Source organism: Acetobacter persici (genome assembly GCF_018256955.1).
In the GTDB taxonomy this organism is placed as follows: Bacteria; Pseudomonadota; Alphaproteobacteria; order Acetobacterales; family Acetobacteraceae; genus Acetobacter; species Acetobacter persici.
Window position 1 is genome coordinate 15,486 of the sequence record NZ_JAERKU010000003.1, and the last position, 23,578, is coordinate 39,063.

Sequence of the window (23,578 nt, forward strand, 5' to 3'; positions counted from 1 at the left end):
CAGGCATGGCAACAAAGACAGCATCGGGTAACGGAGCGCACTCAGCTGAGCAGGATGGTGACACCACCACTCTGGATACGCAGTCTGCCGCGGTCAAAAAACTGATCGCGAAGGGGCGTGAGCGTGGGCACATCACGTTTGACGAGCTGAACGCCGTGCTGCCTCAGGACAAAATGTCCTCCGAGCAGATTGAGGACATCATGGCGATGTTGTCCGAAATGGGAATTCAGGTCGTCGAGAACGAGGAAAGTGACGACTCCGACTCCCAGAAGTCCGAAAAAGCCGAGGATGAAGAGGCCGAGGACGACGCCGAGGAAGCGGAGACCGAAACCGCCTCCGGGAACGTCAACGCAGAAAATCTCGGCCGCACGGATGACCCGGTGCGCATGTATCTGCGCGAGATGGGCACGGTGGAACTGCTCTCCCGCGAGGGTGAGATTGCCATTGCCAAGCGCATTGAGGCTGGCCGTGATGAAATGATTGGCGGCCTGTGCGAAAGCCCGCTGACATTCCGCGCCATTATCTCCTGGCACGAGAAGATCCGTAACAATGAAATGCTGCTGCGTGACATTGTGGATCTGGAAGCCATGCAGGCGGCCACGAACCCCATGGGGGAAGAGGGCACCGGTGACGCGTTTGAGAATACCGAGGGTGAGAGCGAAGACGCGGACGAGCCGGAAAACGAAGCTGAAGGCGAAGTTGAGGGGGAAGGCAGCGGCCTGTCTCTTTCCGCGCTGGAAGAAAAGCTGAAGCCGGAAATCCTCGCGCATTTTGAAGATATCGAGCCGCTGTACGAAAAACTGCGCAAACTTCAGGTCCGGCGCATTGATGTGCTGACCACCGGCGAGGAAGTGCAGGACCGGTCCGAGCAGATTTATGCCGCTCTGCGGGATGAGCTGGTTGGCAAGGTTGAGCAGGTGCATCTGCACAACAACCGGATTGAAGATCTGGTGATCCAGCTCAAGGAACTGTTCCGCACACTGAACGTGCTGGAAGGCCGTATGCTGCGTCTGGCGGAAAGCTGCCGCGTCTCGCGCGAGGACTTCCTGCTGAAATATCGCGGGCGTGAGCTGGACCCGGCATGGATGGACATGGTCTCCGCGCTGCCGGGTAAATCGTGGAAAAACTTTGTCGCCAAACATTCCGAGACTGTGATTGACCTGCGGAATCAGGTTGCGCAGCTTGCACAGGATACAGGTCTGCCGATTGGCGAGTTCCGCCGTGTGTACGCGACGGTGGCCCGTGGCGAGCGGGATTCCGCGCGCGCCAAGAAGGAAATGATTGAGGCCAACCTGCGTCTGGTGATTTCCATTGCCAAGAAATACACCAACCGCGGCCTGCAATTCCTTGACCTGATTCAGGAAGGCAATATCGGCCTGATGAAGGCCGTGGATAAGTTTGAATACCGCCGTGGCTATAAGTTCTCCACCTATGCGACATGGTGGATCAGGCAGGCGATTACCCGCTCCATTGCGGATCAGGCGCGGACGATCCGTATCCCGGTCCATATGATCGAGACCATCAACAAGCTGGTGCGGACCTCCCGCCAGATGTTGCATGAGATCGGGCGGGAACCGGCACCGGAAGAACTGGCTGAAAAGCTGGGCATGCCGCTGGAAAAAGTGCGGAAAGTGCTCAAGATCGCCAAAGAGCCGATTTCTCTGGAAACCCCGATCGGGGATGAGGAAGACAGCCATCTGGGTGATTTCATTGAGGATAAGACGGCCATCATTCCGCTGGATGCCGCCATTCAGACCAACCTGCGTGAAGCCACAACCCGCGTTCTGGCGTCTCTGACGCCGCGTGAAGAGCGCGTGCTGCGGATGCGCTTTGGGATTGGCATGAACACGGACCACACGCTGGAAGAAGTTGGCCAGCAGTTTAACGTGACCCGTGAACGTATCCGTCAGATTGAAGCCAAGGCTCTGCGTAAGCTCAAGCACCCCAGCCGCAGCCGTAAGCTCCGGTCCTTCCTGGATGATAACTGAGGTCTGCATCCGGCAGGCTGAGCCTGCCACGCGCATGAAGGTGGACGTCACCTTCATGCGGATGCTGCGCGCCCCTGCGGGGGAAGCCCTGAGATTGCCGGAAGGCTGGACGGTTGAGACGAATGTCCGGCCGGATGTGGCAGGCTATCGCCTGTTGCAGGACAAGGTTGGCCGCCCTTACTGCTGGTGGATGCGGCAGGCGGCGTCTGACCGTGACCTTGCGCATTTGCTGGAACAGGCCTCGATCAGCATTGCCGTGCTGAAGCATGGGCAGGCCATTCGTGGTTTTTACGAACTCAGTCTGTCCAATCCGCAGGATATCAACCTGTCCTATTTCGGGCTGTTCCCGGAAGCGATCGGGCATGGGGTCGGGCGTGCCTTTCTGGATCAGGCGGTGCGTCATGCCTGGTCACTGGGGCCGCTCTGTGTGCGGGTTAATACCTGCACGGCAGACCACCCCCGCGCTTTACCGCTTTACCGGCAGATGGGGTTCGAGCCTGTCAGCACAATGGAAGAAGTGTGGGATGTGCCGGACAGGCTCGGGCTTGTCATTCCAGAGAAATTTCTGGTCTGAACTCTTGCGTTCCGGGCAGAAATGTGGTTGACACGCCATCTTCCCTGCCGGGTGCGCGGCATCGCTCCGGCTATACCCGTTTGCTCTGCCTCAGCAGGGCGCTGTTTGCCGGAACGGTCTGGCGCAGTCGGGTTGATACGATCCGAAGGGAGTACCCATGCCACTTTACGAGACCGTGCTTATCGCACGTAATGATATTTCGCAGCAGCAGGTTGATGCCATCATTGATGGTGTGATTGCTCAGGTTGAAGCTGATGGCGGTTCCGTCAAAAAGCGTGAATACTGGGGCCTGCGCACTCTGGCTTACCGTATCAAGAAAAACCGCAAGGGCCACTACGTCCTGCTGGGTCTTGAAATGAAGGCCGAGATGCTCAAGGAAATCGAGCGTCAGCTCGCCATCAATGAAGACGTTCTGCGTCTGCTGGCGCTGCGCGTTGATGAAATTGATGAAGCTCCGTCCCCGCCGCTGTCCCGCAAGGGTGATGACCGCGGCGAACGTGGTTTCCGTGGCCCGAAGCCTGCCGGACGCTTTGAAAGCGGCCGTGGCGGCCGTCGTTCTTCCGAAGATCGTGAAGAATATCGCGCCCGTGATGAAAAGCCGGCTGAAGCCGCTGGCGCCGAAGGGGAGTGAGCAGCATGTCTGAAACGACCGAAATCAATCCCGCCGCACGTCGCCCCGCAGTTGGTGCCCGTCGTCCGTTCTACCGTCGTCGTAAATCCTGCCCGTTCTCCGGCCCCAATGCGCCGAAGATCGACTATAAGGACGTACGTCTGCTGAGCCGTTTCCTGTCCGAACGTGGCAAGATCGTGCCGAGCCGTATTACGGCGGTTTCCGCAAAGAAGCAGCGTGAGCTGGCGCAGGCTATCAAGCGCGCCCGCTTCCTTGCTCTGCTTCCCTACGTGATGAGCTGAGAGGGCGATCATGGCTGCTACAGAAGTGATCCTGCTTCAGCGCGTTGAACATCTGGGTCAGATGGGCGATGTGGTGAAGGTTCGTCCGGGTTATGCCCGTAACTTCCTGCTGCCGCAGGGCAAGGCTATTCGTGCAAACGAAGCCAACCGTTCACGCTTCGACCGTGAACGCGCCCAGCTTGAGGCACAGAACATCAAACGTCGTGAAGAAGCCGAGCGTCTCTCCGAGCGCATGGACGGTCTGGCTGTTGTGCTGATCCGTCAGGCTGGTGACAGCGGCAGCCTGTACGGCTCCGTGTCCACCCGCGACATTGCTCAGATCGTGACCGAAGCTGGCTTCACCATCTCCCGTCAGCAGGTCTTCCTGTCTCATCCGATCAAGTCTCTTGGTCTGTATGAAGTCAAGGTTGCTCTGCATCCGGAAGTTGTTGTGCCGGTTATCGTCAACGTGGCCCGTTCTGCTGAAGAAGCTGAGCGTCAGGCACGCGGTGAAGCGCTGAGCGTTGAAGAAGAAGCGGAAATTGCTGGTGATGATGCCGTGATCGAAGGCGAGATTGTCGCTGACGACGCGGAAGCACCGGCAGCAGAAGAAAACAAAGCCGACGCCTGAGCGTCGTCTTTTTTCTGCTATGCCTTCAAAAGGGGTCCGGAAGTATTTCCGGGCCCTTTTTTGTGTTTTACTATCAGGCGTTTTCATGGGCATGACGGAGTAAGTGCATGAACCGCATTCTGGACCGGATATTACGGCACTTTATTTCCTCGGGGCGGCTGCATGTTGCCTGGCCCGATGGAAGTCTGACGCACTACAGCGGCAGCAAGCCGGGGCCGGAAGCAGGCATGACGCTGGTGGACAATGCCAGTGCCCGCGCGCTGGCCATGAACCCCGGTCTGGGCTTTGGTGAAGGCTACATGAATGGCGGCATCCGGCCGAAGGACTGCACGCTGTATCAGTTGCTGGATCTGCTGATGCTCAACGCCATGTCTCCTGGCCACTTGCCCGAGCAGATTGCCAGCACGTTCCGCTATGCCTGCCGGAGCTGGATCCAGTTCAACCCCATCAAGCGCTCCCGGCAGAATGTGGCGCATCATTATGATCTGGACAGCCGTCTGTATGACCTGTTTCTGGATAAGGACCGGCAATATTCCTGTGCCTACTTCCGCAGAGGGGATGAAACTCTGGATGAGGCGCAGGAGGCCAAGAAAAAGCATATCGCTGCCAAGCTGCTGCTGAACAAACCCGGGCTGGAAGTGCTGGATATTGGCTGCGGGTGGGGCGGTATGGCGCTGACACTGGCACGGGATTACGGAGCGGTTGTGACGGGCATTACGCTCTCCGAAGAACAGCTGACGATTGCGCGCCGCCGGGCGAAAGAGGAAGGGCTGGAAGGCCGGGTCCGCTTTGAAATGCTCGATTACCGTAACCTTCAGCGACGGTTTGACCGGATTGTCTCAGTCGGCATGTTCGAGCATGTGGGCGTGCATCATTACCATCAGTTTTTTGAAATCCTTAAAAATAGCCTGACAGAAGATGGCGTGGCTCTGCTCCATTCCATCGGGCGGAATGACGGGCCGGGCACCACCAACCCGTGGATTAACAAATATATCTTCCCCGGTGGCTATTCACCCTCGCTGAGTGAAGCCTTTGCCGCTGTGGAGCGGTCTGGCCTGTGGGTAACGGACTGTGAAATTCTGCGGCTGCACTACGCCAAGACCATTGCCATCTGGCGGGAGCGGTTTGCCGCCAACCGGGCCAAAGCTGTAGCGCTGTATGATGAGCGGTTTGCGCGGATGTTTGAGTTCTATCTGGATGCGGCGGAACTGTCGTTCCGTGTGCAGGGTCACATGAACTTCCAGTTGCAGATTACCCGCTCCATTGATGCCGTGCCGCTAACGCGCGATTACATGGCTGAGGCGGAAGCCCGATAACAGGCACGGAATATGGCGGCTCTGGTGTGCGGAGACACGCCGGAGCCTGCCTGCGGATGGTCCGGTTGCCGGCTATAATCATGGGCTGGCCATATCGGGCCGGACGGGTTGTCTGCTCAGGATGCCTCTGACGTCTGGATGCTTTTGCAGTCCAGTTCATACAGAAAGCTGTCGATATTCGGGATATCGCGGATATTTTTTGTCACGACAGGCACTTCTATCAGAGCCGCGCCGGAACTGGCCTGACTGATGCCTTTCAGTTCCAGCGTTCCATCCCATGAAAGCTGTGCCAGATAGTGCCCCGGTATAAATCGAGGCTCGGGTTTTTTTACGGTCTGCGGCGTCTCTTCAGGCTTGATGGTGAGCGCAGAGGCTGATGCGGTTTCTGCCTCTGCCTCTGCCTCTGCCTCTGCCTCTGCCTCTGCCTCTGCCTCTGCCTTAGTTTCGGTTTGAGCGTCAGCCGGGGCGGAGTTTTGGGGGGCAGGCGGCCGTGCCAGCAGGATCTGTCCCGGTTCGGCTACGGGAAGATTGGCCTGAAGCCAGTCCCACTCGGCTTCCTCCAGAAATTCCTGCTGGCGGAAAGCAGCGTCAATAAAGGGCACATCATAAGTATAGCGAATTTCAACCTGCGCAGCCCGGCCTTCACTCAGCAAATAGCGGCTCAGTTCCGGCAGTTCATGCAGGTTGGATTTGTAAGCCATAATGACATAGCGCAGGGCAACCGTTGACCCAGCGTCCCGAAAAGCTGCCAGAAGCCTGTCCCAGTTTTCCATAAAAATTGGAAAACGTGCCCCTTTTCTCATCCGTTCGTAGAGTTCGGGCGTCCGGGATTCCATGGAAATATTGATGTGGTCGATGCTGCTTTGGGCGAGAGTCCGGAAATAGCTTTCCGGCATCCGGCGCGCCAGATTGGTGGTGAAAAATACCTTTTTGCGGAACGCTGGCGGGATAGCGTCCAGAAAAGACGCAAACTCCGGGTGCAGAGAAGGCTCATGCAGGCAGGAGAACCAGAATTCACCATCCTTGGTGTATGGCAGGAGCCGGAGTGCGGCTTCCAGCGTATCGCGCGTCATAACATGGGTGCGGCGTACGGCGCTGTAATCGTAAAGGCAGAAAGGACAGCGCAGATTGCAGTTGTCGACAATATCCATGGCGACGTGCAGGAGCGGTTGCCACGAACTCAGGTTGGGGGAGCGCGCAAGGTCTCCCTGACCGGGAACGCGGACGCGCAGGGTCTCACGCTCGGCGGGGGTAATCTCGCGCGTCAGGTGGAACCAGAACCCGTATCGGCGGCTTCCGTCTCCAATGCCGGATAATCCGTAATGAAACTGATCGGCTGTGCCGTGCCCCAGTTTTTCTCCTGTTTCGGGCAAAAAGGCTTCCACATTGAGCCGTTGAGCGGGGCTTTCAGGGGCGATTGTCCAGCCCTGCACATGCCGCGTACTGATCTGGTCGATAAAGCCTGTTGACGGCGGGAGTGGCGGGGCTTCGGGCGTCGAGGTCGAGGGTGCAGTTGCGTCCGTCGTCGCATGCTTTTCGGAAAGGCGCGAGACCTTGTTCAGAAAGGTCCGTCTGAAAGCTTTCAGTCCGCTGAGCAGCATCTGTCCCATCTTATCAGGCTATTTCCCTGCCTTAGTGAGTAATACAGGTCTGGAAGGGCGTAAAGCGTGCGCTGCACAGGCTGAAAGAGGATGTGGTTTAGAGACTGCACGCTTTCGGAAAGTTGGTGGCGTCACCCGGAAGCTGAGTGCAGCCAGATCAGCTTTTGCCGGAAAGAGCCAGATGCGCGCGTGCGAGGCTGTCAAACTCGGCAATGCTGAGGGTCTCTGCGCGGCGTGTGCCGTCAATACCGGTTTCAGACAGCAGATGTTCTCCGTGTAGGCCTTTCAGGGAGCCACGGAGCATCTTGCGCCGCTGCCCGAAGGCGGCGGCTGTCACCCGTTCCATGGCCTTGAACAAAGCTGGTTCAGGCTGGTCAGCATGCGGGGTAATGCTCACCACCGCGGACCAGACGGCAGGCGGGGGAGAAAAGGCTCCCGGCGGCAGCTTCATGACAATAGCGCACTGGGCGCACCACTGGGCCAGAACACCCAGCCGTCCGTAATGGGAGGAACCCGGCTGTGCGCAGATCCGCTCGACAACCTCAAGCTGAAACATGAGGGTCAGCCGTTCCCACGCCGTTCCCTGACGCAGCCAGCCGACCAGCAATGGTGTGGCCACATTGTAAGGCAGGTTCGCGACAATGTGCCGGGGGGCGGGGCACAGGGTCGTTAGATCCTCTTTCAGTGCGTCGGCTTCCACCAGTTTCAGGCGGTCCGGGTAAAAAGCACTCAGTTCCCGGATAATCTCAGCGGCACGCGGGTCAACCTCCACCGCCGTGACGGACGCCGCTTTTGTATTCAGGAGGGAGCGCGTCAGACCGCCGGGGCCGGGACCGACTTCCACCACATGCCGACCGTCCAGCGTGCCCGCCAGAGAGGCGATGCGGTTGGTGATGTCAGGATCAAGAAGAAAATGCTGACCAAGGGCCTTCCGGGCATCCAGCCCGTGGCGGCTGATAACGTCCCGGAGGCTTTCCAGACCGGCGGGAGACGTCATACGCCCTTCAGCTTGATACGCATGTCGATCATCGCCTTACGGTGCAGGTCACTGTCCAGCTGACGGGCGGTCTGTTCCACGCGCTCGTTCATCAGCTGGTCAGCAATTTCACTCGGAGAGCGATCGGCAAAGTTCTTATCTTTTTTGGAGCAGACCATGATCAGGTCAATGCCATCGGTGGACACCAGCGGGCGGGAGACCTTGTTCAGCGGGAGAGTTTCCAGCAGGGAGCGCATCTGCGGGTTCATGCGTTCAAGCTGAAGCTCACCGGGGTCGGTCGGCCGCTTTTCACCATTCTGCTGGTTGATGGACGCAATGGCATCACAGGAGCTGACCGTCTGCGCAATTTTGACGGCTTTTTGCAGCGTCTGCTGCTGCTGGGGTGTCACGTGTTCCGGGTTGAGGGGCGCGTCAAACGGCAGGAAAGCCTGCCGGATGGTAATAACGTGGCCCGGCTGATGGCCGATCACCCGCTTGCCATTGACCGTGATGATCACAAACCCGCCCGGCACCTTGATGGGGTTGGAGATTGCCCCGGCCCCGACCGGCATCTGTTTGACCATGCTGATTACAGCCGGGTCCAGTTCATCTTCCTGCACCCAGCCCATGGAGCCGCCATCCAGCGCTGTCTGACTCTGCGAGAACTGGGCCGCCACAATGGGGAAGGGCGCGCCTTTGCGCAGTTCCTGAATAACGGTGTTGGTAAAGGCCAGTTCTTCTTCCGAGTGGCGGGGGTCTTCCACCTTCACGAAAATTTCGCTCAGGTTATATTCCGTCCGGCCATCCTGCCGCTTCAGGGCCTCTTCACGCTGGGCGATTTCCTTGGCGGAGACGCGGCCGCGTGCCCCCAGTTCCTGCCGCAGCACCTGCACCCAGCCAATCTGCACCCGAATCTGGTCGATCAGGGTTGTCAGCGAGACACCGTCCTGCGCCAGACGGTCCCGCAGGGCGTTCTGCGGCATGCCGTTGCGGCGTTCGATCCCGGCAATGGCGGCGGCAATCTGTTCCGGCGGTGTGTTGATGTGGCGCGAGAGAATTTCCTGCGTGCGCAGCCGTTCATCAATCAGCTGGCGGATAATCTGCGGACGCAGCCGGTCCATCAGTTCGGCATTGACGGACAGACCCGTTGAAAGCGCGAACAGCTTGCCGCGATTTTCCACATCCCGCGTGGTCAGCGGAATACCGTTGACGACGGCGATAATTGAATCGTCCGGGTGCGGCGGCTTGGCAGCAGCGGCAGACTGCGCGGCGGCGTCTTTCTGCCCGGCATGGGGGGCTGCATGAGCAACGGAGGCCAGTGTCAGAGCCGCAAGGGAGCAGGCCAGAGTAAGAGAGCGCAGACGCATGCAGGACAGTCTTTCAGCTTTCCGCCGGAGAACAGGAAGAAGAGTAAATACCGGAGAGGCCGGGTTTTTTGAAGCCGCGATCATTTGAGACCAAACGCTCCCAGCGTTTTGAAGCTGACAGTGAACAGATAGGTCGAGTTACGCTGCTGACCACCAATTGAGGTGTATTGTTTGAGATACATGAAATCAAGGCCGAAGCAGTCATTGCTATAGCCGATATCCCCGCCCAGAGAGACAAATTCCTTGCGGGAGAGGCTGCGGCGGGCAAAGCCGGACAGGTGCCAGTTGGCCCAGTCGGTCGAGAAGCCGCCGCTCAGCTCGCTCGTGCGGGCGTAGTAAAGCTGGGTCGGGCCGGAGGAACGGTAATCGGTCGCGTAGTAGTAATACGGTGTTACCGGCTCATAGATATATCCGCCACGGATACGGAAATGCGGCACCCCGGCGCTGAACAGCGCATCCCCAAAGTCAAACTTGGAGGTGTAGGGGTTGAGCCGCATGCGGGCCGTGAAGTCAAAATACTGGTTGGGCGCTACGCGGGCACGGGCAACGATGTCCGACACATGATGATCCAGCCCGGAATAGGGCAGGCGGTCGTGGGTAATATGTTCCTGGAAGCTGGCGCCGCCCAGAAGGTCAATTTCATGCCCGTCCCACGTCCAGTTGGCATGCACGCCCACATTGCCGCGCAGGCCGCCATCAAGCCTGTCCGTGCCCTGATAGCGATTGAGTGAGAACAGGGTGGAGTCCGTAAACTCATACGCCAGACTGTCTTCGTTCGGGATATTGTCGTTTGTGCCCGCCCCGGTGTTGGGCGCGTAAATGGCCTGCACAATGGGCTCAAGGATCTGCGTGCCGTGGCCATGCTCAAACGTACGGATAAACGGCCAGTTGGTCTTCAGCGCGATGGTCGGTAACACCTGACCGCTGACGGCAGTGGCCCCGGTTTTATAGAAATTGGGCTGCTGATAGAGCTTTTTGGCCCGGTAGACCATGGAATCCAGATGCAGCGTCAGCAGGAATTTCTGGCCCAGACGGTTGGTAAAGGGGCGGTCCCAGTTCAGCGCAAGCTGGCCGCGCATGTCGGACGTTCCGTTTTCACGCCGGACGTTAAAGTCGGTCGTGGACATGCCAAACCGGCCACCCCATGCATCAGGCTGGCTGAGGAAGCTGTAAGTATAGCGCGGCAGCACGAACGGCAGGTCCGAGTTGCGGATAACACCCTGGTTCAGCCCCTGATAATACTGGGCGTCCACCCGGCTGTATGCGCCTGTGCCAAAGCCTTCCAGATAGGCATTGGAGTTCAGGGTGTCTGACCCATAGCCCTGTACACGGTAATCGCGCATGTAGTCAGCAGATGTGGCCAGATTAACATTGGCTCCGGCGCGCCAGTATTTGTTGATGGAGAACTGGCCGTTGGCAAAAATATAGCCCTGCATGCCGTGGCCGTTGCCGCGGCCCACGGGTTCACCAAAGTTGTTGGTGTAGCTGCTGGAACGGTGGGTATCGTAAGCGATCCCGCCCTGAACATTCAGCATGCCGAAGTTGAAGAGCTTTCTGTACTGCGCGCTGAGCTGCGGGCCTGTCTTGGTGGAGAACAGGGCCTGCACGGTGACGTCAGAACTATCATCCAGCACCCAGTAATAGGGGATGGTGAAGTAGGTGCCAAGATAACGGTCATGCGGGGTCACGCCGGGCATCAGGAAGCCGCTGTGCCGTTTGGAGGACGGGTCTGTCATGGAGAAATAGGGCAGATACAGGACCGGAATCCCGAAGATATCGATAAACGTATCCCGGAAATCGATCCGCTCGTGCTCCAGATCCTGCGTGGCGTCATAGGCGCGGAACTGCCAGAACGGTGCGCGCGTCTTGTCTTTTTCACAGATTTCACAGGCGGTGTAGACCGCGCGACTCATGACGTTGACCTTACCGCCAGTGCGCCGCAGGCCGTTGGCAGCCAGTTTGGCGTTTTCCGGCAGGCGGGCATTGACGTGCAGCATGATGCCGTCCCGCATGTTGCCCGTCAGTTCCGCATAATTGGCGTACATGACGGAGCCGTCCGGCTGGATGGTGGCGACGTTGCCACGCGCGGCAACGATGCCGGTATCCCGGTCATACACAATCTTGTCGGCCCGCAGGACGTGGTCCCCCTGCCAGACCTGCACGTTGCCGGTCCATGTGACGGTATTGGCGTGGTCATCATAGTCCACGCTGTCAGCCTGAAAGGTTGCCGGTTCATCGGAGGAGGTTTTGCTGCCGGTGTTCAGATGCATGGGCTGCGGCCTGAACTGGGCATGGGCCTGTTTGGGCAGCGCTACCATAATGCACGCGGTCATGCCTCCCAGCGCCGTAGCGGCGGCAAGCGTGCGCCGGCGGTACAGACGCCGGAAGCGGGAAGGCCGAGAGGCCACGGTCAATCAGCCATCCTCCAGATGAAGAAGCAGAGAAATAGCGAGGCAAAGCCCGGCAACTGTGGGTGCCCATGCCGCCAGAACGGGGGGGAGGGCACCGGAATTACCAAACTGCTCCGCAACTTTTGATACTGTGAAAAGCAGAAATCCCGCTGCAACGCCAGACCCGATCATCTGGGCCACGCCGCCGCGCCGTGTCGGGCGCATGGAAAAACCTGCTGCTACCAGAGCCATTGTTCCCGCAAGCATAGGGAGTGCGAGCAGAGACTGGAAGTGAATCCGGTGTCGGATGGAAGAAAATCCGGAGCGGTCGAGCAGCGCAATAAAGCTGGGCAGCGCCCAGACCGAGAGTGTTTCCGGCGAGGAAAAACTTTCCTGCACGCGCGCGACCGTCAGATCCGTCGGGAGGTTCATTTGCCCGATGGGGTGAAGAATTTCATTCGGACGGACGGTCTGCGCGTCTTTAAGCTCCCAGATCCGGTCTCCCAGAATGCCGTCGGGCGATTCGATTCGCATAATCAGCCTGGCTTCATGGTCCAGCCGGAACACGCTCACATCATGAATATGGAGCACACCCGCCTGAAGCTGGACCCCACGGGCATGCAGGATAGCGACCCCTTTCGGGTCATACTGGCTGTCCGCCTGCCGGAGCCAGAGCGAGCCACTGGACAGGCTGAGCGGCCCGCCCCCCGTGCGCAGATATTGCTGATCCAGCTCTTCCGCCCGGCGATACATGGAGGAAGATAGGGGGGAGACCAGTGTGGTCGCAACGCCGCCGATCAGCATGGCGCAGGCCAGCGGACCCGCCAGAAACTGCCATGCGGAAATCCCGGCGGCACGGGCCACAATCAGTTCCGAAGAGCGGGTGAGCCGCCAGAAACAGATGATGCCGCCCAGCAGAATACCGAACGGCAGAATTTCCATAGCAAAATAGGGAACGTGCAGCCCCGCGATTTCCGTCACTACATTGGTGGAAACGTCAGGCCGGGTCGCGACACGCCGCAGCAGATCGATAAAGTCAAACAGGCAGACGATGCCCGTCAGGGACGCGATCATGGCCAGCACCGAAAAGACGAACTGGCGCGCGATGTAGAGCGAGAGGGTAACGGAGACAACCATAGGGGGCGCGTTCTTCCTCAGACCGTGCTGCGGGTGCTGGCCCGCAGGCGCAGTTCCGGCACAAACAGGATGCCCGCACACACCAGACCGGGCAGCAGAGCCACCAGCGGAATGAGCGGAATAAGCCCCATATTCCGGCTGGCAAGGTTTTGCAGCAGCAGGTTGATGGCCAGCAGGCCCACCACGCTGAGAACCGCCGCCAGAGGCCGTTTGATGTTGCCATGGCGTGAGAACACACCGCGCAGCACGGCAAACAGCCCCACCATGGCGAAGGAGAAGCAGGTGAGCGGTGAGGTCAGCCTGCGCCAGCCTTCCACCTTGAACTTGCCGGTGTCACGCGGGGCGACTTCCCTGGGGTCGGGGTTCAGCAGTTCATGCAGGGACATTTCCGCGGCATCGCGGAAGCGGGAATCTTCCTGATGTGTGGAGGAGAGGTCCATGGAATCCTGCTGGAAAACCAGCATGTCCAGACGCCCCGTTTTATGGTCGATCACCTGACGGGAGCCGTCATACAGGATGACGCGCGGCGTATCGCCCACAATCATCATGGTGCCGCGGTTGGCCAGAATGGTGGCGCGGCTGTTGGGCTGGCGGTCATCCTCCACCACAATGCCGTGCAGCGTGCCATCATGGCTGCGTTCCCGGATATAGACCGTCATCACGTCAGACACTTTGGTAAAGACGCCCTCCTGAAGCATGAAGGCCGCCATCTTGTTCCTGATCTGGAATTCAAACTGCCGGAAATGATGGTAGGAGACCGGCACAACCCACAGGTTCAGCAAAAAACCGATAAGGGTTGCCATCATGGCGCAGGTCAGGCCGGGGCGGGCCAGCGCAATGGGGGAAAGCCCCGCTGCGCGCATCACCGTCAGTTCCCGGTCCCCCGCCAGCCGCTGATAGACAAACAGGCTCACCACAAACGTGGTGATAGGCAGCACGACGGCCACAAAGGAGGGAATGAGCAGGCTTGTCAGCTCAATAAAGACCCGCAGAGACAGCCCGCGATCCACCACCAGCGAGACAAAACGCAGGGATTGCATCAGCCAGATCAGGGCCGCCAGCCCCCCGGTGGAGGCCAGCAGGGCGACCAGAAGCTGGTGAAACACGTAGCGGTCCAGTGTGGAGACACGTGCCTTCAGCCAGGATGGGAGAGAACGGACGATCATACCTGCTTATCTACCCCCTCCCTCTCTGAGAGCAACACCCCTCTGAGACAGAATAATGAGGAGGCGAGGGGAGAGTGCATCCGGCGTAAGGCTTTCTGATGGCGGAGAGGCCCGCCGCAGGCCGGATTATCTCTTTCCGGCTGACAAAAACGGGGCCAGCCGGAAAAGTATAAAAAATTATTCTTCGACGTGGGTGTCCGGGTCACCCCCCAGACGGTTGCCTGCTTCCAGCCCCGTGATGGCTGAGAGATCGTCCTGATCCAGCGTGAAGTTGAAGATTTCAAGATTGGCGCGCATCCGGTCCGGATTGCTGGATTTCGGGATGGGAATGATGTCGTTCTGGGTGAACCAGCGCAGCATGATCTGGGCGGGGGTGCGGTTATGCTTTTCCGCCAGTCTGACAATGACCGGATTGTCCATCAGCCCTTTGCCAAACGGGCTCCAGCCTTCTGTCAGAATACCATGCTGCGAATTAACGCGGCGCATATTGGCCTGCTGGAAATCTGCATGGATTTCGATCTGGTTAATGGCAGGCACCACGCCTGTTTCCTGAATGATGCGGTCCAGATGTTCGGGTTTGAAGTTGGAGACCCCAATGGAGCGGATCTTGCCGTCTTTCTGGGCGGCAATCATCGCCTTCCAGCTTTCTACATACAAACCTTTACCGGGGAGCGGCCAGTGAATGAGGTAGAGGTCCACATAGTCCACATTCAGCCGTTGCAGGCTGCCATCCAGCCCTTTGAGAGCGGCGTCATATCCCTGATCGGCCCCGCGCAGCTTGGTGGTGAGGAAGATGTCTTTTCGTTCAACATCAGACTCTTGCAGGGCATGTCCTACCCCTGTCTCGTTGCCATAGCTGGCGGCGGTATCAATCAGGCGATAGCCGGTCAGCAGGGCAGCCTGCACGGCAGTTTCCACCTCCTGATCATTCATGGGGTACGTGCCAAATCCCAGAGCAGGAATTTTGTGGCCGTCATTCAGAGTGAAAAGGGGAGCTGAGGGCATGGGGATGCAATCCTTGGAAGTCTTGTCTGAAAGTCAGAAACACGCCCTGCCAGCGCGTGAGGAAACTCCGCTGGCAGAGTGTTACCTTCTGTTTCAACGCCCCGGTCGCCGGATGGTTCAGAAAAACCAGCCCGGACCAGAACTCTTCCGGCCTCAGAACAGGAGGATGACACCGCCAGAAGCTGAGTTATCACTTTCCTTATTCGGCCCGTGCGCGGCGGATTCCGTATGCGCGTACTCTGCCACAAGGTTCAGCCAGTCGGTCAGGCTGTAAAAGGCCGCGCCGACTTCAGACTGGTTGCGGCGGACCAGCAAAGAACTGTTTTCCCCCGGTGCCTGATAGAGGTTACTCACACCATAACTGCCGACCAGCTTGAACTTCTTGGTGAAGTTATACATGGCCTGCACGTAGTACCCTTCTGACGCACGCTTGCGGCCATTGTTGGCAATGCCGTCAAAGAACAGGCCGGTGGTGCCCAGACCACTGCCCCGGTAGTAGTAAGCGACGCCCTGAAAGCCTTTATAGGTGATTTTGGTGCCAATTTCCCCGGCTTCTACCATAGCGCCACGGCGGCTGCCTGCTTCGAGATCGGGGCTGGTAAGGGCCTGCTGATGCTGCACGAGGAAGCTGGCCCAGATCCGGGTCTGCACGCCCCCGATCGTGAAGTCATACGTGCCTTTGCCCTGCACCATAGGAGAGGAATGCTGGGTGGAGGAGGCCGAGAGATCCCCACCGGCAAAATTGAATTCATCCAGCGGCTGGAAGACGCCCACAGAACCTTGCAGCCCATGATATTTGGGGGAGAGGTAGGAAATCTGCGGAATCCAGTCCGCATAGACATACCCCACGCCGATGCGGCCCAGTGACGTATTGCCCGGTGCGGCGTTGCTGCCGGTGGACCCAACGCTAAGCAGGGTGGCATCGTTCAGGATGGCATCGCTGCCGAAAATCGCGAGGTCTCGCCCGAACTTGAACGTCCCGACCTCTTTCGTCCCGACGGTCACGTAAACCTGACGCAGATCGATGCCAGCGGTGCCCAGCCCGACCGGACTACCGCCGGTATTGGCGTTGAAGGCCCCGTTTTTGGCGTTATTCACGCCCGGATACATACCCAGCACGGCCGACATATCGATGCCCGACTGCGTGGTGCTGAGTTTGAGGATAAAGCCAGCAGGCAGCAGGCCGTTACGCACGGAGGAGGAGTCAAACCCGCTGGAGCCGGTCGAGACACCGCCCGCCACCGGGCGGCCCCCGGCCGGGCTGTTATAGGTGTAAAAGCCGTTCACGAAGCCGGAGAAATTGATATCGATCGGCCCGGCTTTAAAGGTCAGGCCTTTGCCCGGCACGTATTTGGCAACGCGCACAATGCTGTTGCTGTTCAGGGCCTCATTGGTGGAGCGCATGGCTTCCTGCGCGGAGCGGGCGCTGGCCTCGGCCCGGTTGGCGGCCAGTTCCGCACGGCTGGTAGCTGCATCCGGCGCGCCCGGATCAAACCGGATCCCGTCTTCATACCCTGAGCTGACGCCGTGCGCGCCTTTTGCTGCATGGTGCGCCGCGGTGGCGCTGGCTGTCCGCACCGGGCGGGATGCCGCCCGTGCAGGCTCCGCGTGTGAGGCGGCGGCTGTGTGGCTCAGATGTTTGGCCAGAAGCGTATCGTGCTCGTGCTTGGTCAGGCTGCCTTTAAGCTGAAGGATATCCAGCAGGTCGCTATAATCATCAGCCAGAGCGGAGGGCGCGGTCATGAATGGCGCACAGGCAACGGATGTTGCCATAACAGGTAAAAGAAGTGCCCGTTTTCTCGATGCCATAAAAGTCTGCTCCCTCACGTCGTTTGTTATCTCTGAGAGATTGGCCTTCCCTCCGTCAACACCCGGCAAAGGCGGTATTTTTTCGCCCGGCAGGTCGGAACGGCTCTGAAACGGGCAGGGGATAAAGCATGCGTCATCGGGGAGCAGGGGCTGTAGCTCTGAGCATTGCGAGGGGCTCTTATGCGCTGCAAGCGGACCGGAATTTGTTAATTTCCGGGATTCTTGTTTGTTGTCAGTGCTTTATGACATAATGTTCCGGCTGTGATAACAAACTCAGACCGAAACAAAATCTGTAAGGCGCTGCCTTCTGTCTGCTTCTGGCGGAATGGAGCTATGTGGGAATAAGGCTTGTCCGCCCTCCAGAGGGCGGAAATGTCCTTTTGTTATAACGGAAAATCCTGAAAGAATAGTTCCGAAGTCACGCAGTTGTTATGGCTCTGTGGGCGTCGGGCAGACCCGGTGCCGCACAACTTCGCCAATAATGATCAGCGCCGGGCTGGTCACTTTTTCAGTAACAGCCTGTTCGGGCAGGGTTGTGAGCGTGCCGGTAATAACGCGCTGCCGGGGCGTCGTGCCGCGTTCCACAAGTGCTGCGGGCCAGTCAGCGGGCAGGCCGTGTGTTGTCAGTTGTGCGCAAAGCTGCGGCAGCATGGTCAGGCCCATGTAAATCACCACGGTCTGGCTGCGCAGGGCGATGGTTTCCCATGCCAGATCCAGCGTGCCATCGGTTTTGGCGTGGCCTGTGATAAACAGGCAGGCCTGTGCGCAATCCCGGTGGGTAAGCGGAATACCGGCATAGGCCGCGCAGCCATTGGCGGCGGAAATGCCCGGAATAATGCGGAAAGGGACGCCAGCCTGTGTCAGCGTTTCAATTTCTTCCCCGCCACGGCCAAAAATAAACGGGTCCCCGCCTTTCAGGCGCAGCACGCGCTCCCCGGCTTTGGCGCGGCGCACCAGTTCAGCATTAATGCCCTCCTGCGGGAGGGTGTGCCGGTTGCGTTGTTTGCCGACAAAAATCAGCTCGGCATCACGCCGGACATAGTTGAGGATGTCCGGGCCAATCAGGTTGTCATACAAAACCGTATCCGCATCCTGCATCAGACGCAGGGCGGCGAGGGTCAGCAGGTTCGGGTCTCCGGGGCCAGCGCCGACCAGCCAGACTTCGCCCTGCCGGGTATGGCCGTCCAGCAGGCTGTTCAGTTCGTGGCTGGCGGCCTCTGTCTGGCCGCTCATGGCGAGGTGACCGCCCGCGCCATCCAGAAACCGTTCCCAGACCTGCCGCCGGTCGGACGGGTCGGGCAGGCGTTCGCGCAAAGGCAGGCGTGCGCTCTGCATGAAGTCTGCCAGCAGATGCAGCCCGGCAGGGAGAATTTCTTCAATTTTCGCGCGCAGGCGGCGGGCGAGGACCGGGGCCGCGCCCCCCGTGGAGACAGCCACCTGAACGGCGCCGCGGGTGCTGAGGGCCGGGGTGATAAAGCTGGAATTGCCGGGATCATCCACCGCGCAGACGGGCACGTTCTGCTGCTGGCACAGAGCGGACAGCGTGCGGTTGAGCGCAGTATCATTGGTGGCGATATAGACAAGACGGCAGCCGGGCAGGCGGGCGCGTACATCCTCTTCAGACACCAGACCAGGCACATGCGTCAGAACGCCATCATCCGCCAGGCGCTGCAATTCCGGGCAGAGTGTGGGGGAGAGAAGTTCTATACGCGCGCCAGTGGGCACCAGCAGGCGGACCTTGTTGGCGGCAATATTTCCGCCGCCAATCACAAGGACACGGGCCTCGTCGAGACGAAGCATGACAGGGAACCAGCTGGTTTTTTCAGAAGAAGACTGCATAACCCCTTACAGCAAGCAGGCTTGCGCGCAGGACGCAAGCGTTCGCGGGCATCGGGCCTTTAAAAAAAGCTTTTTTAATCTTTCTGCGTTTCTGTGGCGTGCTGCCATGATGGCGCCGTCTTCCCGAGAGACAGGACACAAAAAGGGTGGAGTGCAGGCTCCATCGGAACGAGGAAGCAGAATGGCGGGAACTGTGACGCAACCCGGCACACAGAACGGACGCGGAGGTTTTGTGCAGGACGATCAGACCATTGTGGTGCCGGACCGGGAGCTGCATGCCTATGCCGGGCGGCCTGTGGCCTTTCTGCTGCGTTACATGCGCAACCGGGGCGTGGCGCATGTCATGGTGTTTGGCTCGGTCGGGCTGGCGATTGGCTGTGCGGTTCTGGCCTCTTACGCCATCCGGCATCTGGTGGATGTGATGACGGCCACCCCGCATGACGGTGCCGTGCAGGCGGTCTGGCAGAGTGTGGCTATTCTGGCGGCGCTGATTGCCATGGATAATCTGGGCTGGCGCATTGCGGGCTGGTTTGCCTCCCGCACGTTTATTGAAATGACGGGCGATATCCGGCGGGACCTGTTCCGGTTTCTGACAGGCCATTCCCCGGCCTATTTTTCCGAGCGGATGCCAACCTCTCTCGCGGCCCGGATCGCCACGGCGGGGAATGTCTGCTTCACGCTTGAAAATCTGCTGGCATGGAGTGTTTTGCCGCCCGCGCTCAACGTGCTGCTCTCCATTACGCTGATGCTTTCCGTAAGCTGGCTGATGGGCGGCGTCACGGTGGTTCTGGCCGCGGCTCTGTGCCTGCTGATGTTCCGTCTGGCCGTGCGCGGGCGCAAGTTGCATGGGGAATACGCCGCTGCGGCAGCGGGGCTTGAGGGCGAGACGCTGGACGTGATGGGCAATATTGCTCTGGTGCGGGCGTTTGGCATGCGCAGGCAGGAGTTGATGCGCTTCAACTCCCTCGCCGGGAAGGAAATGGGCCAGCGGCTGCGCTCACAGCGCTACATGGAAAAACTACGGATGCTGCACGGTGCGCTGACGGCGCTGCTCACCGTGGGCCTCCTGTTCTGGACCGTTATGCTCTGGCAGCACGGGACGGCAAGCGTGGGGGAGGTGGTGATGGTCATCACCCTCGGCTTCGCGATCCTGTATGGCACGCGGGATCTGGCGCTGGCTCTGGTTGAAACCGTGCAATATAACGCGCGCCTGTCTGAAGTGTTGTCTGCTCTGCTCGTGCCGCACGACATGCCCGACCGTGAGGATGCCGTGCAGCATCCCGGCCCGGTACGGGGCGAGATTGTGTTTGAAGAGGTCGGTTTCGCCTATCCGGGCGCGGCAAACGTGCTGGACGGGTTTAACCTCCATATTGCCGCGGGCACCCGTGTGGGGCTGGTCGGGCGGTCCGGGTCCGGCAAGAGCACGGTTCTGGCTCTTTTGCAGCGTCTGCGCTTTGTGCAGGCGGGCCGTATCCTGATAGACGGGCAGGATATTCGCAGCCTGACGGATGATGGGTTGCGCGCCTGTCTCTCCATTGTGCCGCAGGATGTCTCCCTGCTGCATCGCACCGTGATGGAAAATATCCGCTACGGGCGGCCGGACGCGGCGGATGATGCCGTTAAGGCGGCGGCCGCTGCGGCAGGCTGCGCAGACTTTATCGAGGCGATGCCGGAAGGATTTGAGACACTGGTGGGCGACCGTGGCGTCAAGCTGTCCGGCGGGCAGCGGCAGCGGATTGCAATTGCCCGGGCCTTTTTGCGCAATGCGCCCATCCTGATTCTGGACGAGGCAACCAGCGCGCTGGATACGGAAAGCGAAGCGCATGTGCAAAAGGCGCTGGAGCGGCTAATGGTAGGCCGCACCGTGATTGCCGTGGCGCACCGGCTTTCCACTTTGCGGAACTTTGATAGAATTGTTGTGATGCAGGACGGCAGGATTGTGGAAGATGGTTCTCCCACCCTGCTTGAGCAGCAGGACGGCCCGTATAAAAACTTTCTGAACCAGCAGGTGACCCATTCGAATGATGTTGCATGACGATGCGCCCGCTCTGGACACTGATCGTCCGGCGGCAGCCAAAGGGGCTCTTGCCGCCTACGCCTACCAGCAGATCAGGGAACGTCTGATCTTCAGCGCGTATAAGGGCGGGGAGCGTCTGGTGCTGCGCCCGCTGGCGGCATCTCTTGAGTTAAGCCCCACTCCGGTGCGGGAGGCACTTCTGCGGCTTGTCTCCGAACAGGCTCTGGAACTGGATGACCGCAATACCGCCTGTGTTCCGGCTCTCTCCCGTGAGGTGTTTCAGGAAGTGCATCCGCTGCGCGCTGATCTGGAAGAACGGCTGACGCGCAATGTTGCCGGGCAGATTACCCCGGAGCAGATTGCGGTGCTGGAGGGCTGTCACCAGTCTTTTATTGAGGGCTATCTGGCAGGAGACCCGCATCAGTCCGCTGTAGGGAATGCCGCTTTCCACAGTGCTATTGCAGGATTTTCCAGCATGAGCATTACAGCGGGCATCATGCAGCGGCTCTGGGCGCGGATCGGGCCGTTTTATGCCGGTACCAATGGTTTGCCGCCCGCCAGCCCTGTTGAGGCCAATCACCCGCATATGTTGCTGCTGGAAGCCTTCCGGCGGCATGACGCGGAGGCTGCCGTCGCGGCGATCCGTCAGGATTTTGAGCAGGCGCGCTCCTGGCTGGAGCCGCTTCTGCCTGCCTGAACCAGCCAGAGCAATCAGGCCAAAGAAAAACCCGGCCCGCACGGATGGCGGACCGGGTTTTTTATGCCGGATTACTTATAATGCAGTTAGGCGTCAGGCCTTTTTGGCATCCGCAGGTGCGGCAGCCGCCTGAATGGTAGGTTTTTCACCCGGTTTGACATCCGTCAGACCCGGTACTTCCACGTCAATTTCCAGCGTGGAGCAATGCGCCCCGCGATCCAGCTTGATCTGCACCTTGTCCTGATCCACCACAACATGCCGTTTGATCACTTCCATGATCTCACGATGTAGCTGAGCCAGCAGATCATCCTTGCCGTCCCCGCCGGAAATCCGTTCGTGGGCAAGCAGAATCTGCAAACGGTCGCGCGCGACAGGTGCGGAGGAGCGGCGCTTGAAGATGTTGGAGAGGAAGGTCATGAGACTCTCCGTTTAAACAGCCAGTCAAACAGGCCTTTACGTTCCGTGGGAATGGTGACTTCCAGCTTCTCGCCTGCCAGACGCCGCGCTGCGTCATTATAGGCGCGGGCTGCGGCACTTTCAGGCTCAGCTATCGTAACCGGGGCTCCCACGTTTGAGGCCCGCAGTACGTCGCCGCTTTCCGGGATGATGCCCAGAAGCGGAATGGAGAGAATTTCCAGCACGTCGTCCGTCCCCAGCATGTCCCCGCGGGAGGCGCGCTGTGGGTCGTAGCGGGTGAGGAGGAGATGCTTCTCCATTTTCTCACCTTTTTTGGCTTTCTCGGTCGTGCTGTCCAGCATGCCGATAATGCGGTCACTGTCACGCACGGAAGAGACTTCCGGGTTGGTGACAATCACGGCCATATCGGCGTGGTACATGGCCATCTGTGCGCCACGCTCAATCCCGGCCGGGCTGTCACAAATGACCCAGTCAAACTTCTTGCGCAGTTCCTCAATGACCTTGGCAACGCCTTCGGCGGTGAGGGCATCCTTGTCCCGTGTCTGGGAGGCGGGCAGCAGGGAGAGGGAGGGGACGCGCTTATCCTTGATGAGCGCCTGCGCCAGATTGGCATCGCCCTGAATGACGTTGATCAGGTCAAACACCACACGGCGTTCCGCACCCATCACCAGATCAAGGTTCCGCAGGCCGACATCGAAATCAACCAGCACAACACTCTGGCCATTCTGGGCCAGTGCTGCGCCTAAGGCCGCGGTGGTGGTGGTCTTGCCCACGCCACCCTTGCCGGACGTGACGACCAGAACCTTTGACATCCGTGTTATTCCTCTTTGGTCTTAAAGGCTGCTTTGCCGTCAGCGTATGTTTGACAGCTCTGTATGCAAACAACCTTACAATCTGTCATCAAAAATGGAACGCAGAATATTCGCTCAGAACGAATTCTTTTGCGCAAAAGTCTTACGTGAGAGGAAAAAACGTGAGTGTTTCCCCGGAAAGCGCAACCTGAGCGGGTTTACTTGTCTGCTCGGGGTCCATTTCTTCCGCTGTTGCGTAAAACCCGTCAATCGCCACCAGTTCGGCTTCCAGCGCACGGGTAAAAATACGCGCGTCACTATTGCCGCCAATGCCCGCAATGGCCCGGCCGCGCAGGGGGCCATAGACATGGATGGACCCGCCAGCCGAGACTTCGGCCCCGGACGCCACGGAGCCGAGGATCACCACATCCCCGTCCGGCCAGACAACCTGTTGGCCTGAGCGGACGGGGGTTTCCAGAATCAGGGTGCGGGGGGCAGGCGCTTCAGGCGCGCTGTCTTCCGGGATCGCGATTTCGGCTGAGGCACGGCCACCGGCAAAGTTTTCCGGCCAGTCCCAGTCTGCCAGCGCAGGCCATGCGCGGTCTCCGCCTTCAATCCCGATCACGCGGATGCCGCGGTTCTTCAGGGCAGGCAGAAGACCAGCCAGATGCTCGGCCTCTGCATCCAGCATGCCCAGATCCAGAATGATGGGCTTACCGGCAAAAAAACCGGCGGAGCGGGCAATCTGGTGGTCCAGCGCGCTCAGCCAGTCTTCCAGCGGGGCTTCCGGCGTGAGCGTGAGCGCCAGAAAGGACCTGCCTGAAATCCGGATGCGGGGCAGGGGGGATGTCGAGGGGGATGTCGTGGCGGACAAGGACGTGAGATCTCGCTAACGTAGGATCGGAACTGGAAAGACCCAGCACTGGTACACGCTGGAAGGGTTGTCTGTCGAGCATCTGTGCAGAC

At 59.4% G+C, this 23,578-nt stretch carries 20 protein-coding genes; 8 read left to right on the forward strand and 12 right to left on the reverse strand.

Features of this window, described 5'->3' with window-relative positions:
• Positions 1-5: 5 nt before the first annotated feature.
• The 6 genes from rpoD (at position 6) to JK199_RS04510 (ending at position 5,400) form a co-directional block, all read left to right on the forward strand.
• Positions 6-1,988: an RNA polymerase sigma factor RpoD gene (gene rpoD, locus JK199_RS04485; protein WP_086655355.1), complete on the forward strand. Its 1,983-nt coding sequence runs from the start codon at positions 6-8 to the stop codon at positions 1,986-1,988.
• Positions 1,978-2,562: a GNAT family N-acetyltransferase gene (locus JK199_RS04490; protein WP_212374147.1), complete on the forward strand. Its 585-nt coding sequence runs from the start codon at positions 1,978-1,980 to the stop codon at positions 2,560-2,562. The genes rpoD and JK199_RS04490 overlap by 11 nt, the downstream gene beginning before the upstream one ends.
• 157 nt (positions 2,563-2,719) lie before the next feature.
• A complete protein-coding gene (gene rpsF, locus JK199_RS04495; protein WP_025827992.1) occupies positions 2,720-3,193 on the forward strand; it encodes a 30S ribosomal protein S6 in 474 nt (157 codons plus the stop codon).
• Between the two features lie 5 nt (positions 3,194-3,198).
• On the forward strand, positions 3,199-3,474 hold the full coding sequence (gene rpsR, locus JK199_RS04500) for a 30S ribosomal protein S18 (RefSeq protein WP_025827993.1): 276 nt from the start codon (positions 3,199-3,201) through the stop codon (positions 3,472-3,474).
• A gap of 10 nt (positions 3,475-3,484) precedes the next feature.
• A complete protein-coding gene (gene rplI / locus JK199_RS04505) occupies positions 3,485-4,084 on the forward strand; it encodes a 50S ribosomal protein L9 (protein WP_025827995.1) in 600 nt (199 codons plus the stop codon).
• A gap of 107 nt (positions 4,085-4,191) precedes the next feature.
• On the forward strand, positions 4,192-5,400 hold the full coding sequence (locus tag JK199_RS04510; RefSeq protein ID WP_212374149.1) for an SAM-dependent methyltransferase: 1,209 nt from the start codon (positions 4,192-4,194) through the stop codon (positions 5,398-5,400).
• A 116-nt stretch (positions 5,401-5,516) separates the two neighbouring features.
• Here the strand turns inward: JK199_RS04510 and JK199_RS04515 are convergent, their stop codons facing one another.
• The 9 genes from JK199_RS04515 to cysG all read right to left on the reverse strand — a co-directional run bounded on the left by JK199_RS04515 (position 5,517) and on the right by cysG (position 18,690).
• The gene (locus JK199_RS04515) at positions 5,517-7,010 is read right to left on the reverse strand and encodes a radical SAM protein (RefSeq protein ID WP_212374151.1); all 1,494 of its coding nucleotides are present in this window, start codon (positions 7,008-7,010) and stop codon (positions 5,517-5,519) included.
• A gap of 148 nt (positions 7,011-7,158) precedes the next feature.
• The gene (gene rsmA, locus JK199_RS04520) at positions 7,159-7,998 is read right to left on the reverse strand and encodes a 16S rRNA (adenine(1518)-N(6)/adenine(1519)-N(6))-dimethyltransferase RsmA (RefSeq protein WP_212374154.1); all 840 of its coding nucleotides are present in this window, start codon (positions 7,996-7,998) and stop codon (positions 7,159-7,161) included.
• Positions 7,995-9,344, reverse strand: coding sequence for a peptidylprolyl isomerase (locus JK199_RS04525; RefSeq protein ID WP_077931627.1), 1,350 nt, complete (start codon positions 9,342-9,344; stop codon positions 7,995-7,997). Before JK199_RS04525 ends, rsmA begins: the two co-directional genes overlap by 4 nt.
• 80 nt (positions 9,345-9,424) lie before the next feature.
• Positions 9,425-11,752, reverse strand: coding sequence for an LPS-assembly protein LptD (locus tag JK199_RS04530; protein WP_212374660.1), 2,328 nt, complete (start codon positions 11,750-11,752; stop codon positions 9,425-9,427).
• 6 nt (positions 11,753-11,758) lie between these two features.
• Complete coding sequence (lptG, locus tag JK199_RS04535; RefSeq protein ID WP_025828013.1) at positions 11,759-12,871, reverse strand: LPS export ABC transporter permease LptG; 1,113 nt, start codon at positions 12,869-12,871, stop codon at positions 11,759-11,761.
• A 17-nt stretch (positions 12,872-12,888) separates the two neighbouring features.
• On the reverse strand, positions 12,889-14,037 hold the full coding sequence (lptF, locus tag JK199_RS04540) for an LPS export ABC transporter permease LptF (protein ID WP_077930089.1): 1,149 nt from the start codon (positions 14,035-14,037) through the stop codon (positions 12,889-12,891).
• A 177-nt stretch (positions 14,038-14,214) separates the two neighbouring features.
• Positions 14,215-15,042, reverse strand: coding sequence for an aldo/keto reductase (locus JK199_RS04545; protein WP_212374156.1), 828 nt, complete (start codon positions 15,040-15,042; stop codon positions 14,215-14,217).
• A 153-nt stretch (positions 15,043-15,195) separates the two neighbouring features.
• Positions 15,196-16,851 carry a porin gene (locus tag JK199_RS04550; RefSeq protein WP_212374158.1) on the reverse strand — a complete coding sequence of 552 codons (1,656 nt, stop codon included), beginning with the start codon at positions 16,849-16,851 and terminating at the stop codon, positions 15,196-15,198.
• A 429-nt stretch (positions 16,852-17,280) separates the two neighbouring features.
• Entirely contained in the window at positions 17,281-18,690 is a 1,410-nt protein-coding gene (gene cysG / locus JK199_RS04555; protein ID WP_212374161.1) for a siroheme synthase CysG, read from the reverse strand.
• Between the two features lie 181 nt (positions 18,691-18,871).
• Here cysG and JK199_RS04560 point away from each other — a divergent pair, with 181 nt between their 5' ends.
• Together JK199_RS04560 and JK199_RS04565 are read left to right on the forward strand one after the other, a co-directional pair.
• Positions 18,872-20,725 (forward strand): ABC transporter ATP-binding protein, encoded by a 1,854-nt coding sequence (locus JK199_RS04560; RefSeq protein WP_212374163.1) that lies wholly within the window; start codon positions 18,872-18,874, stop codon positions 20,723-20,725.
• Positions 20,712-21,404, forward strand: a complete 693-nt coding sequence (locus JK199_RS04565) for a GntR family transcriptional regulator (protein ID WP_099050331.1) — start codon at positions 20,712-20,714, stop codon at positions 21,402-21,404. The genes JK199_RS04560 and JK199_RS04565 overlap by 14 nt, the downstream gene beginning before the upstream one ends.
• A gap of 93 nt (positions 21,405-21,497) precedes the next feature.
• Here the strand turns inward: JK199_RS04565 and minE are convergent, their stop codons facing one another.
• The 3 genes from minE to minC all read right to left on the reverse strand — a co-directional run bounded on the left by minE (position 21,498) and on the right by minC (position 23,486).
• Positions 21,498-21,821, reverse strand: a complete 324-nt coding sequence (gene minE, locus JK199_RS04570) for a cell division topological specificity factor MinE (protein ID WP_086655343.1) — start codon at positions 21,819-21,821, stop codon at positions 21,498-21,500.
• Positions 21,818-22,633: a septum site-determining protein MinD gene (gene minD, locus JK199_RS04575; protein WP_025825533.1), complete on the reverse strand. Its 816-nt coding sequence runs from the start codon at positions 22,631-22,633 to the stop codon at positions 21,818-21,820. The genes minE and minD overlap by 4 nt, the downstream gene beginning before the upstream one ends.
• Before the next feature lie 142 nt (positions 22,634-22,775).
• Positions 22,776-23,486, reverse strand: a complete 711-nt coding sequence (minC, locus tag JK199_RS04580) for a septum site-determining protein MinC (RefSeq protein ID WP_212374166.1) — start codon at positions 23,484-23,486, stop codon at positions 22,776-22,778.
• Between the last annotated feature and the right edge of the window lie 92 nt (positions 23,487-23,578).

Bases quoted from the DNA above. Each gene is read 5' to 3' on its own strand.
- rpoD (WP_086655355.1), top strand. From the start codon at position 6: ATGGCAACAAAGACAGCATCGGGTAACGGAGCGCACTCAGCTGAGCAG.
- JK199_RS04490 (WP_212374147.1), top strand. From the start codon at position 1,978: ATGATAACTGAGGTCTGCATCCGGCAGGCTGAGCCTGCCACGCGCATG.
- rpsF (WP_025827992.1), top strand. From the start codon at position 2,720: ATGCCACTTTACGAGACCGTGCTTATCGCACGTAATGATATTTCGCAG.
- rpsR (WP_025827993.1), top strand. From the start codon at position 3,199: ATGTCTGAAACGACCGAAATCAATCCCGCCGCACGTCGCCCCGCAGTT.
- rplI (WP_025827995.1), top strand. From the start codon at position 3,485: ATGGCTGCTACAGAAGTGATCCTGCTTCAGCGCGTTGAACATCTGGGT.
- JK199_RS04510 (WP_212374149.1), top strand. From the start codon at position 4,192: ATGAACCGCATTCTGGACCGGATATTACGGCACTTTATTTCCTCGGGG.
- JK199_RS04515 (WP_212374151.1), bottom strand. From the start codon at position 7,010: ATGGGACAGATGCTGCTCAGCGGACTGAAAGCTTTCAGACGGACCTTT.
- rsmA (WP_212374154.1), bottom strand. From the start codon at position 7,998: ATGACGTCTCCCGCCGGTCTGGAAAGCCTCCGGGACGTTATCAGCCGC.
- JK199_RS04525 (WP_077931627.1), bottom strand. From the start codon at position 9,344: ATGCGTCTGCGCTCTCTTACTCTGGCCTGCTCCCTTGCGGCTCTGACA.
- lptG (WP_025828013.1), bottom strand. From the start codon at position 12,871: ATGGTTGTCTCCGTTACCCTCTCGCTCTACATCGCGCGCCAGTTCGTC.
- lptF (WP_077930089.1), bottom strand. From the start codon at position 14,037: ATGATCGTCCGTTCTCTCCCATCCTGGCTGAAGGCACGTGTCTCCACA.
- JK199_RS04545 (WP_212374156.1), bottom strand. From the start codon at position 15,042: ATGCCCTCAGCTCCCCTTTTCACTCTGAATGACGGCCACAAAATTCCT.
- JK199_RS04550 (WP_212374158.1), bottom strand. From the start codon at position 16,851: ATGGCATCGAGAAAACGGGCACTTCTTTTACCTGTTATGGCAACATCC.
- cysG (WP_212374161.1), bottom strand. From the start codon at position 18,690: ATGCAGTCTTCTTCTGAAAAAACCAGCTGGTTCCCTGTCATGCTTCGT.
- JK199_RS04560 (WP_212374163.1), top strand. From the start codon at position 18,872: ATGGCGGGAACTGTGACGCAACCCGGCACACAGAACGGACGCGGAGGT.
- JK199_RS04565 (WP_099050331.1), top strand. From the start codon at position 20,712: ATGATGTTGCATGACGATGCGCCCGCTCTGGACACTGATCGTCCGGCG.
- minE (WP_086655343.1), bottom strand. From the start codon at position 21,821: ATGACCTTCCTCTCCAACATCTTCAAGCGCCGCTCCTCCGCACCTGTC.
- minD (WP_025825533.1), bottom strand. From the start codon at position 22,633: ATGTCAAAGGTTCTGGTCGTCACGTCCGGCAAGGGTGGCGTGGGCAAG.